Genomic DNA, 15242 nt, shown 5'->3' on the forward strand with positions numbered 1-15242 from the left:
CGGGCGTCGCATCGGGCGGCCGCCCGGCAGCCGGCCCTCAGGTCTCCGTGAGGGTCCGCTGCGGCGACCGGTGGTAGGCCGCACGGTAGACGGCGGCGAAGCGGCCCGGGTGGTGGAAACCCCAGCGGGCCGCGATCGCGGTGACCGTGACCCCGTCACCCGCATCGGCCGTCCGCAGGTCCTGGTGGGCATGGGCCAGGCGCACCCGGCGCAGATGGGCCAGCGGTGTGGTGTCCAGGTGCTTGCGGAAGGCGTACTGCAGGGCGCGCACCGTGATGTGCGCGGCGGCCGCGATCTCCGCGACGGTGACGGGCTCGGCCGCGTGGTCGTCGATGTGGGCGAGGGCGCGGCGCAGGGCGGCCGGGTGGGCGTCCAGGCGGTCGCCCGAAGTGGGTTCGGTGAGCGCGGTGCTGGGGAACGCGGCGAGCACGGTCGCCGCGAGGTGCTGGGTCGCGGTGGAGACGACCAGCGGCTGGTCGGCGAGCGTCCCGTCGGCGAGGACATGGTCGCGCAGGTAGCCGACGGTGGCCCTCAGCCGGTCGGCCGCGGCGGCCGACCGGGGCCGGTGGCCGGTCAGCCGGACCGGCTCCGGACGGCGGCCCGGCCGGGCGGCGGCCACGTCGGCGAGCAGGGCCGGGTCCAGCATGGTGATGTTGTAGCGCGCCGCGCAGACCCGGCCCGCGTACGCCTGGTCGGGCGGGGCGAAGGACACCACGTCGCCGGGGCCGAAGGAGTCCCGCAGCCCCGGGTACGCGTGGTCCTGGATGGTGCCCTCGTGGACGAGGCACAGACAGATCCGGCCGAGCGGGGTGACGGAGTAGCTCATGTCGAAATCGAGGTCGAGCTCGTCGACGCTGACCGATTCCGTCGCGGTGCGCCGGATCCGGGCGCGGCTGGTCGTGGCCGAGCCGTTCCCGATGCGCATCCTCGCGTACGCCTCGCTGAGGAACGCCTCGGTCCGTTCCAGGTCGTCGCTGTCGAAGCTGAGCGTGTGCATGGCGGCGGTGTCTCCTTCGCCTGCTGACCGTCCTTCCCGGCAACCCTACGTCCGCGGCGCCCTGCTCCCGGGCTCCGGACGGGGGCTCGTTTCGTTCTGTGGCCGGTGGCCGCGGAACCGTTCGTTCAGTGGCTGGCCTCCCGGGGCGCCGTTGCCCAGGGTGGACCGGGGGACTACGCCGTCCTCCGGTGCCCGCCGCCCGGCGGGGACGGCCGGAACGGGACCGGGGAGAGACGGACGGAGATGGCCGATCAGGACGAACTGGCCGAGAGGATCACCGCCCTCCAGGGCGAGATCGAACAGCTGCGGCGGGCCGTGGTGTCCCACGCGGTGGTCGACCAGGCGATCGGTGTCCTGATGGCGGTCGGCGGTCTGCGTGCGGAACGGAGCTGGGAGGTCCTCAAGGACGTCTCGCAGCGCACCAATGTCAAGCTCCGTGTGGTGGCGGAGCACATCGTGCGCTGGGTGGACCGGGGAGAGCTGCCGGACGACGTCCGTGCGGCCCTGCGCGCCGCCCTGGGCGAGGCGTTCCGGGAGCAGCGGGGCACTCCTCTGGTCCGCCGGCCGTTCCCGCCGCGTGCCGATGCCGTCGGCGGCGGGGCCCTGGGGGAGCACGGCCCGTGACATGACGACCCGACGCGGCCGAAGGTTTACCGATCAGGTTTGCGGGGTTGTCGGAGGGAGGCCGGGAGGGCCGGGAGACCGGCATGACGACCGGCCCGGCCCGGAGGAGGGCCGCAGGGTTCCTGCGCGGCTGCCCGGCGTCACCGGGGACGGCGCGCGGCGGGATCCAGGGCGTGCCGTCGGGCGCGGCCCGCGCGGTCCCGGGTCCGTACGGCCACCGCGTCCGTACGGTACGGACGCGACGACATACGGGAACGGAAGCCCTCGCGTGAGAACCGGCGCGAACGGGGTTCCGGCGACCGCCACGACCGGAAGGAGTGAGCGGGCGACCGCGGCGCCTGCCGCAGGACGCGCTCCCGGGGCCGGCCGGAGGAGATCGGGGACCGCCGGCCCGGCACGGGAGCACGGAGGGAGGGTGACCTGGTCGTGGTGCGGGAACGCGGCACGGCCGGGCCCGCCGGTGCGTGGGGGCGGGACCGGAGGAGAGGACATGGACGAGCCGGAACGGCGCCGGGACGCGAGGGAGCGCGGGGCCGGGAAGCCGAAGCTCACGAAGGGGGCCGGAGACTGGAGCCGCCGTGACTGAGTCACGCCCCGCCGCCCGCAGGCCCTCGCAGCCGTTCTCCCCGTACGGCTACGGCCGGGAACCGTCCGGCGCCAACCTCGCCGACATCCTGGAGCGCGTGCTCGACAAGGGCATCGTCATCGTCGGCGACATCAGGATCAACCTGCTCGACATCGAACTGCTCACCGTCAAGATCCGGCTGCTGGTGTCCTCCGTGGACAAGGCCAGGGAGATGGGCATCGACTGGTGGGAGCACGACCCCGCGCTGTCCTCACGCGCCCGGCAGCGCCCCGGTCTGCGGGAGGAGAACGAGCGGCTGCGCGAAGAGGTGCGGGAGCTGCGCGGCCGTCTGGAACGGCCGTCGGCCGAGCTGCCGCCGCGGAAGGAGCGGGAAGCACGGAAGGAGCCGGAAGCGCGGAAGGAGCCGGAAGCGCGGGAGGAGCGGGAGCGCGGCCGGTCACGGCCTGCGGAGGGAGAACCCCGGACCCGGCCCAAGCGCCCGCGCCGCAGGCCCGCGGAGGGCGACGAGGACCGGGAGGGCCGCTCGTGAACGGGACACTGTGCTGCGCCGGTGCCGTGCCCGGGGCGTCCGGCACCCCGGCCGTGGCCGCGCCGCAGGGGCTGCTCGGCGTGGCGGGTGCCCCGGTCGTCCTCGTCCGCCCGGGCCCGCCGGCCGCCGCGGTGCCGGAGGAGGTCCGGCGATGACCGAGCACGACGGTTACGAGGACCACGGCGGGTACGACGGCCACGGCAACCATGGCGACCACGACGGGTACGACGGGTACGACGGGTACGACGGGTACGACGGGTACGACGGGTACGACGACAGGCCGCTCGCCCAGCGGCAGGTGGCGTTGATCGACCTCCTCGACCGGCTGCTGACCGGAGGCGTCGTGCTCACCGGCGACCTGGTCGTCTCGATCGCCGACATCGACCTGGTCCGGGTGTCGCTGCGCGCGCTGGTGTCCCCCGTGCGCGGGCCTGCCGACGCACCGTGGACGCCCTTCCCGCGGACACCGGCCGCACCGGGTGACGAGTACCGTGACCTCCCCGGATGACCCCCGGGCTGACCGGATCAGGGAGGTGGCCGAGGCCGCGGCCCGGGCCTTCGCGCTGCTGCCCGCGCGCCCGGACGACCTCCCCTCGTCCTCCGGGCGGGACGCCCTGTGGCGGCTGCGCACCGATCCGGACACCGTGGAGCGGGACCTGATGAGGCTCGTGCTGACGATCGTCGAGCTGCTGCGCCAGCTGATGGAGCGGCAGGCGCTGCACCGGGTCGACGAGGGTGATCTGACCGAGGAGCAGGAGGAGCGGCTCGGACTGACCCTGATGGTCCTCCACGACCGGATGACCGAGCTGTGCGACCGCTACGGCCTGCGGATGGAGGACCTCAACATCGACCTGGGGCCCCTGGGACCGCTGCTTCCGCCGTGAGATGCGGGAGCCGACGGGAACACGGGGGACGCCGGAGGGACGGTCGCCGTGTGCGGTGGTCCGGCGAGCCCTTCGCCGGGCCCGTCCCGCTGCCCCTCGCCGGGCCCGTCCCGCTGCCCCGGAACGAGCCGGACCCGGACGTCCCCCCTGCTCGACGCAGCCGACGCCCGGGTCCGGGTCATGCGCCGGGTGCCGTACGGGAGGCCCCGGCCTTCTCCCCGGTGGACGCGCCGCCCGCGGGAGGGCGGCGGCATCGCTCCCGGCTCAGACGGCCCGCCACAGGGCGGGGACGTTCGGGGGCTCCCAGCCCGGCCCGGCGGTGTGGGTCTGGAGGCAGACGTAGGCGCGGGCCGCGTACGTGACACGGTCGCCCGCGCTGTAGGTGGTGCCGACGGCCCAGGTGCCGCCCGGCGGCGGGGTGGTGGTCGGCGTCGGGTCCGGACCGGGGGTCTGGGGCACGTCGAGGACGAAGTCGAAGGACGCCTGGCGTCCGCCGTCCGCGTCCCGGACCGTCATCACCAGGCGCGGGTCGAAGATCGTGTCGGTGTTGTTGCGGGGCTCGTTCGGGAAGTACAGCTGCGTCGTCAGCACGGGCCGGTTCGGGGCCTGGAGCTTGACGTGGATGTGCCGCGTGCGGCCCGGGTACAGGCCCGGCACGATCGTGGTGAGCGCGAACGAACCGCGCGAGTCGGTGAACTGGTGCCCGCGCAGCCGGAAGCCGGTGTTGTCGTAGGCACCGGAGGCGTCGGCCTGCCAGAAGTCCATCAGCACCCCGGCCACGGGGCGGCAGGCACGGCCGAAGACATAGCCGGTGACCGTCAGCCGGGTTCCCGGCAGTCCGGGTTCCAGCAGGCTGGTGCGCTGGGGCGAACGGGGCTTGAAGTACGGGCCCTCGGTCTGCGGCGGGGTGAGGTCGTCACCGTCGTCGCAGGGAGGGGTGAGCGGGGGCGCGGTGTCGGTCGAGATGAAGGTGCGGGCCAGTGCCGGGCCGCCGAGCAGGGCGACGGGCACGGCCGCGGTCGCGCCGAGCGCCGCACGCAGCACCGTCTTGCGGCGGATGCGCCGTGGAGGGTTCGTCTCGTTGTCCATGCGTGCTCCTTGTGGGGGGCATCGGGATCGGCAACGAACCTAGGCGGGCGGCCGCCGGGCTTCGAGGGACGGATGACGGTGGCTGTGGTGTTTTCGGAAGGCGCCGGGGCTGGTGCCGGTCTCCCGGCGGAAGAAGCGGCTGAAATAGGCGGGGTCGGCGAACCCGGTGCGCGCGGCGACCTGCCGTACGGTCAGCTGCGTGTGGGCGAGCAGCCGCTGGGCCTGGTAGGCGCGGGCCTCGATGAGCAGCCGCCCCGGGCTGCGGCCGGTCGCGGCGCGGACGGCCTGGGTGAGATAGCCGGGGGTGACACCGAGTTGCCCGGCGCAGTCCCGTACCGTCCAGGCGGTCGCGTCGTGCCGGGCGATCAGCCGGGCGAAGGACTCGGCCAGAGCCGCCGGCCGGCCGCCGGGTCCGGCGGCGGAGCCGGTGCGGCCGGACAGCCGGGCCGCGCGCACGACGAGCACGTGCAGCAGGGAACGCAGCACGCTCTCGAAGCCCGGAGCCTGCCGCCGGTGTTCCGTGACCAGTTCGGCCATGAGGTGCCGCATCCGGTCGTCGTCCCCGGGGTCCAGCCCGAACCAGCAGCGTTCCCCGAGCCGCCGGAGCACCTCGCGGTCGTCGGGGTGGTCGACCAGGAAGTCGTCGGTGAAGAGCACGAGCGTGCCGTCGATCCCCTGGCCGTCCGCCCAGTGGTGCACCTGTCCGGGCCCGATCACGGCCAGGTGCGGCGGGCGCAACGGCCAGCGGGCGAGATCGACGACATGGGTGCCGGAGCCGGCCGTCACATGGACGATCTCGTGGAAGGTGTGCCGGTGCGGCCGGTCCGCGCGGGACAACGGCCCCAGTTCCTCGAAGGACCCGGCCGCGAAGGGGACCGCCGTCGGCCCGGCGACCTCCAGGCGGTGCAGGGGCACGTCCCCGGACGGGGGCGCGAGACAGGGTGTTCCCGGCAGGACGGTCGTGCTGCGCATCCGCTCCCCCGCTCCAGTAGGTACAGACCAATGGGCAGGAGTCACCTTCCCATGTCCGTGCGGTCACGGGAACGGCCGCTACAGACCCGCGGCGAAGGCCCGTCCGGGGCGAAGGCCCGTCCGGCACGGGGGTCCGTCCGGCACGGGGGTCCGTCCGGCACGGGGGTCCGTCCGGCACGGCGGCCCATCCTGCGCGACGGCCCGTCCGGCGCGGTGCGCCGCACCGGGGCGGGGGCGGCGGCCTCGCGGCACGTCGCCCCCGCCCCGGGAACGGGCGGTCGGAGCGTCAGGGCGCCGGACGGGCCGCGGCGCGGCCGCGGTGGTCCGGGCGCGTCAGGCGAGCTGCGGCGCGACCTCGGCCGCGATCCACTCCGTCGCCTTCTCCACGTGCTCGGCCGCGACGGGCAGCCACAGCGTGACGGCGCTCAGACCCGCTTCGGCAAGCCGGCCGAGGTCGTCCACGATGCTCGCCGCGCTGGGCGAGGAGCCGCCGGCCGGCCGCCCCGGCGGCTGGATGAGCGCGGGGACACCGGGCGGCACGAGGAACACCATCGAGGCGAGGGTGAGACGCCCGGCGTCCTGGGCGCCCTCGGCGAGTTCGCCCAGCCGCCGGCGCACGCCGGTGACCGTCGCGGCGTCGACGCCGCTGCCGTACCAGCCGGCGCCGAACCGCAGCGCGCGCCGCAGGGCCACGTCGCTGTGACCGCCGACCCACACGGGCGGGCCGCCGGGGGTGACCGGGGGAACGCCGAGGCGGGCGCCCCGCAGGGTCGTGTGACGGCCCTCGAAGTCGGCGGGGCGGTGCGTCCACAGGGCCTGCGCGGCGGCGAGGTGGTCGTCGGTGCGGGACCCGCGCTCACGGACCGGCACACCGGCGGCGGCGAACTCGTCCGGGTTCCAGCCGGTGCCGACGCCCAGCACCAGCCGTCCGCCGGACACGACATCCAGGGTGGACGCCTGGTTGGCGAGCAGCAGCGCCGGATAGTGCGGCGCGACGAGCACCGACGTCAGCAGCCGCAGCCGGGTCGTGGCGCCCGCGACGGCCGACAGCAGGACGAACGGGTCGGTGTCGAGGCCGAACCCGCTGTCCAGCAGCCGGTTGCCGACCGCCACATGGTCGAAGCCCAGCTCCTCGGCGTGGACCGCCGCACGGAGCACGGCCCTTCCGTCGTCGACCGGCCAGCGCGGCTGGAGGGAGACACCTAGGCGTAACTGAGGCATGGGAGCTGCCTTTCGATCGCGGTCATGGGGTGACAGGCCGGTGTGCTCACCGGCCGCCCTGTCAACGACTCCAACTTAACGACGGGTTCGGCCCGTCCGCCGCCTTTGTGCGCCAACCCCGCCCCGCACGGAGGGACTTCACGGGCTCCGGCGCCTCGCGGTCGGCCTAGGCTGGCCCTCATGGCTGCTGTGTTCCCCGACCCGACCGACCTGGTCGACGACCCCCACCCGGCGTACGCCCGCCTCCGCGAGGCGGGGCCCGTGCACCGGGTCACCGGACCCGACGGACTGCCCGTGTGGATCGTCACCCGCTACGCCGACGTACGGCGGCTGCTGGCCGATCCCCGGCTGTCCCTGGACAAGGCCCACCGGCTCCCCGGCCACTACCGGGGCTTCACGCTGCCGCCGGCCCTGGACGCCAATCTGCTGAACATGGATCCGCCGGACCACACCCGCATCCGGGGGCTGGTCTCCCGGGCCTTCACCCCCGGCCGGGTGGAGCGGATGCGGCCGGGCATCCAGGCGCTGGCCGACCGGCTGCTGGAGCGGATGGCGGAGCGGGGACGCGCCGATCTCGTCGCGGAGTACGCGGCCCCGCTGCCGATCACCGTCATCTGCGATCTGCTGGGTGTGCCGGACGAATCCCGCCGGGACTTTAGGGAGTGGACCGACGCGCTGGTCGCCCCGGACCCCGCGGACCCGGGCGCGGCGAAGCGGGCGGTGGCCTCGATGCTGGCGTTCTTCCCGGCGCTGATCGCCGCCAAGCGGCGTGTGCCCGGCGACGATCTGCTGTCGGATCTGGTCCGGGTGCGCGACGGCGGCGACCGGCTCACCGAGGACGAGCTGACGTCCCTGGCGTTCCTCGTGCTGGTCGCCGGCTACGAGAACGCGGTGCAGCTCATCGGCAGCTCCGTGCTGGCCCTGCTGGACCACCCTCGGGAGCTGGCCGCGCTGCGCCGGGACCCGGGCGGGATCGAGGACGCGGTGGAGGAGCTCGCACGCTACGACGGGCCGGCGCTGCTGGCGATCCGGCGTTTCCCGGTCGAGGACGTCGAGATCGGCGGGGTGACCGTACCGGCCGGGGAGACCGTCATGCTGTCGCTCGCCTCCGCCGACCGTGATCCGGACCGGTTCCCCCGCCCCGACCACCTGGACCTGCGCCGGCGGGACGGCGGGCACCTGGCCCTCGGCCACGGCATCCACTACTGCGTGGGCGCCCCGCTGGCCCGTCTGGAGACGCAGATCGCCGTGGGGGCGCTGGTGTCCCGGTTCCCGTCGCTGAAGCTGGACGTGCCCCGCGAGGAGCTGCGGTGGCGGCCCTCCCTGCGGGCCCGGGGGCTGCTGGCGCTGCCGGTGCGCTTCTGACCCGGCGCGGGCCCCGTCCCGGCCGGCCCGGACCCCGTGTCCGGCGGTACGGGCGTCCGGGATGCGCGTGGGCCTGCGCGCGTCCCGGCCCGGGCGTGACGCGTGCGTGGGCCCGGGCCGGGAACCCGGCCCCGTATGACGCGACTGCCGAGACCCGGACGCAAGGAACACGAAGCGCGTGACGAGGGCCGGTTCGGCCCGGCCCCCGAGGTCGAGGAACGGGCTCCCGACTCACCCGCCGAGATGTCGGCGCACTCCTGGGGCGCCGTGCTCAGGGGCACGCTGCGCGAGTTCCGCGACGACGAGCTGAGCGACCGGGCGGCGGCCCTGACGTACTACGGGATCCTGGCGCTGTTCCCCGCCCTGCTGGTGCTGGTGTCGGTGCTCGGCATGACCGGCCGCTCCACCACGGACAGACTGCTGGACAACGTCAGACAGCTCGCCCCCGGCTCCGCCCGGGACATCCTCACGCGAGCCGTCGAGCAGTTGCAGGACAACGCGGGCCTGGGTTCGCTCATGGCGGTCGCCGGCCTGGTGCTGGCGGTGTGGTCGGCGTCGGGGTACGTCGGGGCGTTCATCCGCACCGCGAACGCCGTCTACGACATGCCGGAGGGCCGTCCGATCTGGAAGGTGCTGCCGGTCAGGCTGGGCGTGACCGTCGCCCTGCTGGTGCTGGCCGTGCTCAGCGCGCTGATCGTGGTCTTCACCGGAACGCTGGCCCGCCGGGCGGGTTCCGCGCTGGGCATCGGCGACACGGCCCTGACGGTGTGGGCCGTCGTCAAGTGGCCCGTCCTCGTGGCCCTGGTCGTCGTCATGATCGCGCTCCTGTACTGGGCCACGCCGAACGCCAAGGTGCGCGGCTTCCGCTGGGTCACGCCCGGCAGTTTCCTCGCCCTGGCGATCTGGCTGATCGCCTCGGCCGGCTTCGCGTTCTACGTCTCGAACTTCGCCTCGTACAACAAGACGTACGGCACGATGGCGGGCGCGATCGTGTTCCTGGCCTGGCTGTGGGTCGGCAATCTGGCGATCCTGCTCGGCCTGGAGTTCGACGCCGAGACGGTGCGGCAACGGGCGATCGCGGGCGGCCTCCCGCCGGACCGGGAGCCCTACGCCGAGCCGCGCGACACCCGCGCGTGGGACGAGCAGGACCGGCGCAGGCTCACCGAGGGCGGGTGACGCGCGGGCGTCCGCCCTCGCAGGGCCGCCGTACCGGGGGGATGCCGTACGAGGACCGCCGTACGAGGACCACCGCGCGAGGGCACGGCCCCGGCGCGCGGTCCTCGGTGCCGGTCGGCCGGGCCGCCGGGTCGTCAGGAGCGCCCGGTCACCCGGGCCGCCGGGGCCGCCGGGGCCGTCAGGGCCGTCAGGGCCGTCAGGGCCGTCAGGGCCGTCAGGCGACGATCTTGGCGGACTCGATGACGACGGGCTGCGTGGGCACGTCCTGGTGGCCGCGGCTGCTGGCGGTGCGGACGGCCTTGATCTGGTCGACGACCTCCTGGCCCTCGGTGACCTTGCCGAAGACGGCGTAGCCCCAGCCGTTCGGGTTCTTGGCCTTGAAGTCCAGGAAGTCGTTGTCCGAGACGTTGACGAAGAACTGGGCCGTCGCCGAGTGCGGGTCACCGGTGCGCGCCATCGCCACGGTGTACTCCGTGTTCTTCAGACCGTTGTCGGCCTCGTTCTGGACCGGGGCCAGGGTCGGCTTCTGCGCCATCTCCGCGGTGAAGCCACCTCCCTGGATCATGAAGGTCTCGATCACACGGTGAAAGATCGTTCCGTCGTAGTGCCCGTTGCGCACGTACGTCAGGAAGTTCTCGACGGTCTTGGGTGCCTCGGCGTCGGCGAGTTCGAGGACGATACGGCCGAAGTTGGTGGTCAGCTCGACCCTGGACATGAAGAGCGCCTTTCTCGCGGGGACAACCGGAACATCTTGTCACGCACACGACCGGCGCCTGTGCCACGGCCGCTTCGTCTCCGGCGGAAGCCGACCGGTCGTCGGCCACGGCCGTGCGGTCCCTCCGGAAGCGGACGAGCCACCCAGGTCACCTCACGAGAGGTCTGGCGATGCCGCGCGGCGAGGCGTAGCCTCCACGACACCTACTCAATTTTTTGAATAACCGAGGGAGTGAACGGTCATGCACCCGTTCCGCAAGGCCGTCGAGGACCGCGACACCGCCGCCATCGAGGCGCTGCTCGCCGACGACGTCGTCTTCACCAGCCCCGTCGCCTTCAAGCCGTACCCGGGCAAGGCGATCACCGCGGCGATCCTGCGCGGTGTGCTGCGTGTCTTCGAGGACTTCACCTATGTGCGCGAGATCGCCGACGCGGGGGGCCGCGACCACGCCTTCGTGTTCACGGCCACCGTCGACGGCAGGCGGATCCAGGGCTGCGACTTCCTCCACTTCGACGAGGAGGGCAGGATCGACGACTTCACCGTCATGGTCCGCCCGCTCTCCGCGGCCAAGGCGCTGTCCGAGGCCATGGGGGCCCAGTTCGAGCAGATCGCCCAGGAGGCGGCCGGCACATGAGGCCCGCCCCACCGGCGGCCGCGGGCGGCGGGGCGGCGGACCGGCCGGCAGCGCACCGGCGGCCGGGGAGGACCGCTCCGCCGTCGGTCACCGGGGCGAGGGAGATGTCCGCGGCCTCGGCGGGCCCTGGACGCGGACCGGGACCGGAGGCATGCCCCGGGGAGAAACCGATGACGGGTGCCGGTGGTCCGACGGGGACCGCTTCCGGAGAACGCCGTGGTCCCCGGGCGCGTTGACAGGGGTGGGCGGACATGTTGCGATGATCGTTGCTCAGCCGGTCCTGCCTCGTGCCGTGTGCCGCTCGGGCATCCGAGGGAACGCGTGTCCGACCGGGGCGCCGCCCCGTACACCGAGCGAGGATTCATGCCGCAGCGCACCGCGACCGTCGTCGGCGGCGGGATAGGCGGGCTGGCGGCGGCCATCGCCCTGCACCGGACGGGCTGGGACGTCCGGGTCCTGGAACGCGCGCCGGAGTTCACCGAGATCGGCGCCGGCATCTCGCTGTGGCCGAACGCGCTGCGCGCGCTCGACGAGCTCGGTCTGGGCGACGCCGTCCGGGCCCGGAGCGCCGAGGAGGCCGGCGGCGGCGCCCGCGACCGCCGGGGCCGCTGGCTGTCGCGCACCGACAACGCGGAGCTGACGCGCCGCTTCGGTCACCCCCTGGTCGTCCTGCACCGCGCCGAGCTGCTGCGGGTGCTCACCGAGGCCCTCCCCGCCGACTGCCTGCGCCCGGACAGCGAGGTGTCCGCCGTCCACGACGACGGGCACGGCCCCGTCGTCATCCACCCGGGCGGCGCGTCGCGGCCCGACCTCGTGATCGGCGCCGACGGGCTGCGCAGCGCGGTCCGCCGGGCCCTGTGGCCGGACGCGGCCGGCCCCCGCTACGCCGGGTACACCGCCTGGCGCATGGTCACGGAGCCCCTCGCGCAGCCGCCCGCCGAGGGCGCCGCCACCTGGGGCCGCGGGGAGCGCTTCGGCTACACGGCGCTGCCGGGCGGGCGCATGTACTGCTTCGCCACCGCCTCGCTGCCCGAGGGCACGCCCTCCGGCTCGACCGAGCACGCCGAACTGCTGCGCCGGTTCGGCTCCTGGCCCGACCCCGTCCCCGCCCTGCTGGCCGCCGTCCCCGCCGACGCGGTGCTGCGGCACGACCTGTACCGTCTGCCGCCCCTGGACACCTTCGTCCGCGGCCGGGTCGCGCTGCTGGGCGACGCGGCCCACGCCATGACCCCTGATCTGGGCCAGGGCGCGTGCCAGGCCCTGGAGGACGCGGTCACGCTCGCCCACTGTCTCGACCGCACCGACGACACGGCCGCGGCCCTCGGCTCGTACGACCGGCTGCGCCGCCCGAGGACCCGGGCCGTGGCACGGCGTGCCGCCCGGCTGGGCCGCGTCGGCCAGCTGGCCTGGCCGCCCGCGGTGCTGCTGCGGGACACGGCCGCCCGGCTGACGCCGGTACGGGCGACACTGCGTTCGATGACACCGGTGCTCGGCTGGACCCCGCCCGGCGCCCCGCGGACAGCCCCGCGGACCGAGACGGAGAGCGAGAGCCTCTGATGCCGGACTGGACGTACCACCCGATGCGCGGGGCGGCCGCCGCCGTGCTCGGCGAGCGCCGTTCGCGGCTCACCGCGCTGCGGCTGCTGGCCCGCATCGGCGGGCGTCCCGCCGGGGCACGCCTGATCGCCCGGGGCTTCGGCCACCGGCATCCGCCGCGACGGCTCGCCGGGGACGTCGCGGGTGTGCCCGTGACCGTGCGTCTGGGCCTGTCGGTGCCACCGTCGCTCGCCCGTGAAGCGCTGCGCGCCATGCCTCCGCTGGGTGCCGGTGTGGTCGAGGTCGGCCCCGTCACGGCGGCGGACGTGGAGACCGTACGGCGGGCGGCCGGCGGCCGTTCGGTCCCGCTGGTCGTCCGCACCCGCGACACGGAGGCCGAGGCCGCGCTGGAACCCCATGTCGACGGGTTCACCCGCGACGACGACCCGCGCCTCGTCCGTGTCACCGACGCGTCGGTCGCCGACGCGGCCGCGGCGCTCGGGGACCCCGGCACCGTCGTGCTGGCCCGGCCCGGGGTGCTCGTCGACGCCGGGCCCGGCTGGTTCGCCCGGGTCACCGAGGCGGCCACGCCCACCGCGCCGCCCGCCCCGGGCCTGCGGGACGTCGGCCGGGACCCGCGCCGCTGGCCCGCCTGGTGGTGGGCGCTGCTGGTGGGGCTCGGCATGACGGGAGCCGGACTCGGCGCCGCGGCGATCACCCTCGGACCGGTGCTGCTCTGGTACGACCGCGACTACCTGGGCATGTCGCTGCACGAGCTGCACGCCGCCAACCACCATCTCGTGCATTTCCTCCAGCACGACCGGATCACCATGGCCGGCACGATGGTGGCGATCGGCGCGCTGTACACGGGCCTCGCCCTGGGCGGGATCAGACGCGGCTGGCCGTGGGCCCGTGAGGTGTATCTGCTCTCCGGGGCCATCGGGTTCCCCACCCTCTTCTACTTCCTCGCCACCGGCTTCGTGGAGCCCCTGCACACGGCGACCGCCCTCGTGCTGTTCCCCATGTTCGTGGCGGGCGTCCGCCGCGCCCCGCACATGCCCCGGTGGCGCCTGGCGCCCGACGGACCGGAGCGGGAGCGGCGGCGGGCGCTGGTGGGCCAGCTGCTGCTGATCGTCACCGGCCTGGGGCTGTTCGCCGGCGGCGCGGTCATCTCGGTCGTGGGCCTGACCGGTGTGTTCGTACCGACGGACCTGGCCTTCCTCGGCACCGACGCGCACGCGCTGGAGGCGGTCAACGCCCGGCTGGTGCCTTTCGTCGCCCACGACCGGGCGGGTTTCGGCGGTGCGCTGATGTCCGCGGCGGTGGCGATCACGCTGCTCAGCGCGTGGGGCTGGCGCCGGGGCGAGGCGTGGGTGCTGTGGACCCTGGCCGTGGCGGCGGGCGCCGGGTTCCTGCCCGCGGTCGTGGTGCACGGCGCGATCCGCTACACCGACTTCCTCCACCTCGCGCCGGTCTACCTCGGCATCGTCCTGACCGCCACGGGCCTGCTGCTCGCCCGTCCGTACCTGTGCGCCAGGACGCCGGCGGAACCCCCGCGGTGAGCCCGGCGCCCACGGCAGCGGTGCGGCGCCGGTCGCGTCGAGGGTCCCGGCCGGCGCCGCACCCGCACCCGCACCCGCACCCGCACCCGGCCACGCTCCGCGTCCTGTGACCGGACCACGGCACCCGGGCGTCCGGTTCCGCCTCCGCCCGCCCCGCCACCAGGTGGTCCACAGATCGTTCACTCCCTCTCCACCCGGCCGCGACAAGCGGTACGCTGCGGCCCCGTGACTGGAATCGATCTTGTGAACGGGACAGTCGGCGCCGTTCTCGGCATCGTCTTCGCGACGCTGTTCCAACAGCCGCTCCAGGACGCCTGGTTCAGGCTCCGGCGCCGTTCCGCTTCCAGGGTCCGCAGCATGAGGTACCGCCGGGACGGCACGTCGCCGTCCACCTGGTCGACGTTCTCGATCGGCCCCCTGCACACCTCCGCGCTCATCGTCGAGGGCGACGGCGAGCAGGTCATCGCGCCGGAGTCCGTCCGCGTCCAGGTGCTGGACGGCGTGGTCGTCCTGCCCGCCGAGATGGTGCCCTGGCGGGCCGAGATCGAGGCCGAGGAGTCACGGGCGGAGACCTCGGGCACCGGGGTGCGGACCTGGAACGGCCCCCGCTACGCCGTGGACGGCCTGGAGATATCCCGCACCGCGCTGGAGGAGCACCCCGAGGTACGGCTGAAACTGCGCCCCACCGACTACTTCACCTTCCTCGCGGCGCAGCAGCTGGACCGCAGGCTGCCCGACGGGACGACCCCGCGCGAGCGCTACCTGGACCCCGAACGCCCCCTGGTGTCCCCCGACTTCCTCCAGTGCAGCTTCGGCACGAACGTGGCCGTGGTGACCGCCGACCACCTTCTGGTCGTCAGCCACCGCGCCGACGCCGTGCGCTCCGGGGCGGGCCTGTGGGGCTCGTCCGTCAACGAGGGCCTGTCCCGGCACATCGACTCGGCCGGCCGCAGCGCGCCCGATCTGCACGAGGTCGCGCGACGCGGCATGCGCGAGGAACTCTCGCTGGAGCCGCACGAGTACGGCCTCGACATGCTGGCCTTCGTCCTGGACGTGGAGCGCCGCCAGTGGAGCGCCCACTTCGTCGCCCGTCTGACGGACCTCACCGGCGACGCCCTGCGCTCCCGCGTCTCGCGCGGCGTCGCCGACCGCTGGGAGCACGACGGAGTCGAGTTCGTGCCGTTCCGCCCCGCGGACGTCGTCGGCCACCTCCTGCGCCCCGACCGCATCCACCGCTGGGCCCCGGTCACCCCGGCCCTGTTCCACCTGGCCCTGGTCCACACCCACGGCCGCGGCACCGTGGAACGCGCCACGGCCCGCGCCGTACGCCGCGTCGGCTGAGGCCGGCGCCC

At 74.6% G+C, this 15242-nt stretch carries 16 protein-coding genes; 11 read left to right on the forward strand and 5 right to left on the reverse strand.

The features are described 5' to 3' along the window. Positions 1–37: 37 nt before the first annotated feature. Positions 38–997, reverse strand: a complete 960-nt coding sequence (locus ACIQGV_RS23175; RefSeq protein ID WP_402496974.1) for a helix-turn-helix transcriptional regulator — start codon at positions 995–997, stop codon at positions 38–40. A gap of 243 nt (positions 998–1240) precedes the next feature. Here ACIQGV_RS23175 and ACIQGV_RS23180 point away from each other — a divergent pair, with 243 nt between their 5' ends. From ACIQGV_RS23180 to ACIQGV_RS23200, 5 genes are all read left to right on the forward strand, one after another. Then, the gene (locus ACIQGV_RS23180) at positions 1241–1621 is read left to right on the forward strand and encodes an ANTAR domain-containing protein (RefSeq protein ID WP_402496976.1); all 381 of its coding nucleotides are present in this window, start codon (positions 1241–1243) and stop codon (positions 1619–1621) included. A 578-nt stretch (positions 1622–2199) separates the two neighbouring features. Beyond that, positions 2200–2736, forward strand: a complete 537-nt coding sequence (locus ACIQGV_RS23185) for a gas vesicle protein (protein WP_402496977.1) — start codon at positions 2200–2202, stop codon at positions 2734–2736. Then, the gene (locus ACIQGV_RS23190; protein WP_402496978.1) at positions 2733–2891 is read left to right on the forward strand and encodes a hypothetical protein; all 159 of its coding nucleotides are present in this window, start codon (positions 2733–2735) and stop codon (positions 2889–2891) included. The genes ACIQGV_RS23185 and ACIQGV_RS23190 overlap by 4 nt, the downstream gene beginning before the upstream one ends. Next, positions 2888–3244 (forward strand): gas vesicle protein, encoded by a 357-nt coding sequence (locus ACIQGV_RS23195; RefSeq protein WP_402496979.1) that lies wholly within the window; start codon positions 2888–2890, stop codon positions 3242–3244. The genes ACIQGV_RS23190 and ACIQGV_RS23195 overlap by 4 nt, the downstream gene beginning before the upstream one ends. After that, positions 3216–3620 (forward strand): gas vesicle protein K, encoded by a 405-nt coding sequence (locus ACIQGV_RS23200; protein WP_402496980.1) that lies wholly within the window; start codon positions 3216–3218, stop codon positions 3618–3620. The genes ACIQGV_RS23195 and ACIQGV_RS23200 overlap by 29 nt, the downstream gene beginning before the upstream one ends. Before the next feature lie 264 nt (positions 3621–3884). On the opposite strand, the gene ACIQGV_RS23205 is transcribed toward ACIQGV_RS23200, so the two are convergent. From ACIQGV_RS23205 to ACIQGV_RS23215, 3 genes are all read right to left on the reverse strand, one after another. Next, positions 3885–4709, reverse strand: coding sequence for a carbohydrate-binding protein (locus ACIQGV_RS23205; protein WP_402496981.1), 825 nt, complete (start codon positions 4707–4709; stop codon positions 3885–3887). Positions 4710–4748: 39 nt separating this feature from the next. Continuing rightward, complete coding sequence (locus ACIQGV_RS23210) at positions 4749–5681, reverse strand: AraC family transcriptional regulator (protein WP_402496982.1); 933 nt, start codon at positions 5679–5681, stop codon at positions 4749–4751. Positions 5682–6014: 333 nt separating this feature from the next. After that, on the reverse strand, positions 6015–6902 hold the full coding sequence (locus ACIQGV_RS23215; protein ID WP_402496984.1) for a TIGR03619 family F420-dependent LLM class oxidoreductase: 888 nt from the start codon (positions 6900–6902) through the stop codon (positions 6015–6017). Positions 6903–7082: 180 nt separating this feature from the next. Between ACIQGV_RS23215 and ACIQGV_RS23220 the strand changes: the two genes are divergently transcribed. Both ACIQGV_RS23220 and ACIQGV_RS23225 read left to right on the forward strand, forming a co-directional pair. After that, the gene (locus tag ACIQGV_RS23220) at positions 7083–8267 is read left to right on the forward strand and encodes a cytochrome P450 (RefSeq protein ID WP_402496986.1); all 1185 of its coding nucleotides are present in this window, start codon (positions 7083–7085) and stop codon (positions 8265–8267) included. A 135-nt stretch (positions 8268–8402) separates the two neighbouring features. Continuing rightward, the gene (locus ACIQGV_RS23225) at positions 8403–9443 is read left to right on the forward strand and encodes a YihY/virulence factor BrkB family protein (RefSeq protein ID WP_402496987.1); all 1041 of its coding nucleotides are present in this window, start codon (positions 8403–8405) and stop codon (positions 9441–9443) included. Positions 9444–9657: 214 nt separating this feature from the next. Here ACIQGV_RS23225 and ACIQGV_RS23230 read toward each other — a convergent pair whose 3' ends face one another. After that, positions 9658–10158, reverse strand: coding sequence for a peptidylprolyl isomerase (locus ACIQGV_RS23230; RefSeq protein WP_402496989.1), 501 nt, complete (start codon positions 10156–10158; stop codon positions 9658–9660). 241 nt (positions 10159–10399) lie between these two features. On the opposite strand from ACIQGV_RS23230, the gene ACIQGV_RS23235 reads away from it, so the two are divergent. The 4 genes from ACIQGV_RS23235 (at position 10400) to ACIQGV_RS23250 (ending at position 15231) form a co-directional block, all read left to right on the forward strand. Further along, positions 10400–10792: a nuclear transport factor 2 family protein gene (locus ACIQGV_RS23235; RefSeq protein WP_402496991.1), complete on the forward strand. Its 393-nt coding sequence runs from the start codon at positions 10400–10402 to the stop codon at positions 10790–10792. Positions 10793–11155: 363 nt separating this feature from the next. Then, a complete protein-coding gene (locus ACIQGV_RS23240) occupies positions 11156–12349 on the forward strand; it encodes an FAD-dependent monooxygenase (protein ID WP_402496993.1) in 1194 nt (397 codons plus the stop codon). Next, complete coding sequence (locus tag ACIQGV_RS23245; RefSeq protein ID WP_402496995.1) at positions 12349–13890, forward strand: hypothetical protein; 1542 nt, start codon at positions 12349–12351, stop codon at positions 13888–13890. The genes ACIQGV_RS23240 and ACIQGV_RS23245 overlap by 1 nt, the downstream gene beginning before the upstream one ends. 225 nt (positions 13891–14115) lie before the next feature. Then, complete coding sequence (locus tag ACIQGV_RS23250; RefSeq protein ID WP_402496996.1) at positions 14116–15231, forward strand: hypothetical protein; 1116 nt, start codon at positions 14116–14118, stop codon at positions 15229–15231. The last annotated feature ends 11 nt before the right edge of the window (positions 15232–15242 follow it).

Source organism: Streptomyces sp. NPDC093094 (assembly GCF_044754345.1).
Taxonomy (GTDB): domain Bacteria; phylum Actinomycetota; class Actinomycetes; order Streptomycetales; family Streptomycetaceae; genus Streptomyces.

Excerpts from the sequence above, each read along its gene's own strand:
- ACIQGV_RS23175 (WP_402496974.1), bottom strand. The coding sequence starts at position 997 with ATGCACACGCTCAGCTTCGACAGCGACGACCTGGAACGGACCGAGGCG.
- ACIQGV_RS23180 (WP_402496976.1), top strand. The coding sequence starts at position 1,241 with ATGGCCGATCAGGACGAACTGGCCGAGAGGATCACCGCCCTCCAGGGC.
- ACIQGV_RS23195 (WP_402496979.1), top strand. The coding sequence starts at position 2,888 with ATGACCGAGCACGACGGTTACGAGGACCACGGCGGGTACGACGGCCAC.
- ACIQGV_RS23205 (WP_402496981.1), bottom strand. The coding sequence starts at position 4,709 with ATGGACAACGAGACGAACCCTCCACGGCGCATCCGCCGCAAGACGGTG.
- ACIQGV_RS23210 (WP_402496982.1), bottom strand. The coding sequence starts at position 5,681 with ATGCGCAGCACGACCGTCCTGCCGGGAACACCCTGTCTCGCGCCCCCG.
- ACIQGV_RS23215 (WP_402496984.1), bottom strand. The coding sequence starts at position 6,902 with ATGCCTCAGTTACGCCTAGGTGTCTCCCTCCAGCCGCGCTGGCCGGTC.
- ACIQGV_RS23220 (WP_402496986.1), top strand. The coding sequence starts at position 7,083 with ATGGCTGCTGTGTTCCCCGACCCGACCGACCTGGTCGACGACCCCCAC.
- ACIQGV_RS23225 (WP_402496987.1), top strand. The coding sequence starts at position 8,403 with ATGACGCGACTGCCGAGACCCGGACGCAAGGAACACGAAGCGCGTGAC.
- ACIQGV_RS23230 (WP_402496989.1), bottom strand. The coding sequence starts at position 10,158 with ATGTCCAGGGTCGAGCTGACCACCAACTTCGGCCGTATCGTCCTCGAA.
- ACIQGV_RS23235 (WP_402496991.1), top strand. The coding sequence starts at position 10,400 with ATGCACCCGTTCCGCAAGGCCGTCGAGGACCGCGACACCGCCGCCATC.
- ACIQGV_RS23240 (WP_402496993.1), top strand. The coding sequence starts at position 11,156 with ATGCCGCAGCGCACCGCGACCGTCGTCGGCGGCGGGATAGGCGGGCTG.
- ACIQGV_RS23245 (WP_402496995.1), top strand. The coding sequence starts at position 12,349 with ATGCCGGACTGGACGTACCACCCGATGCGCGGGGCGGCCGCCGCCGTG.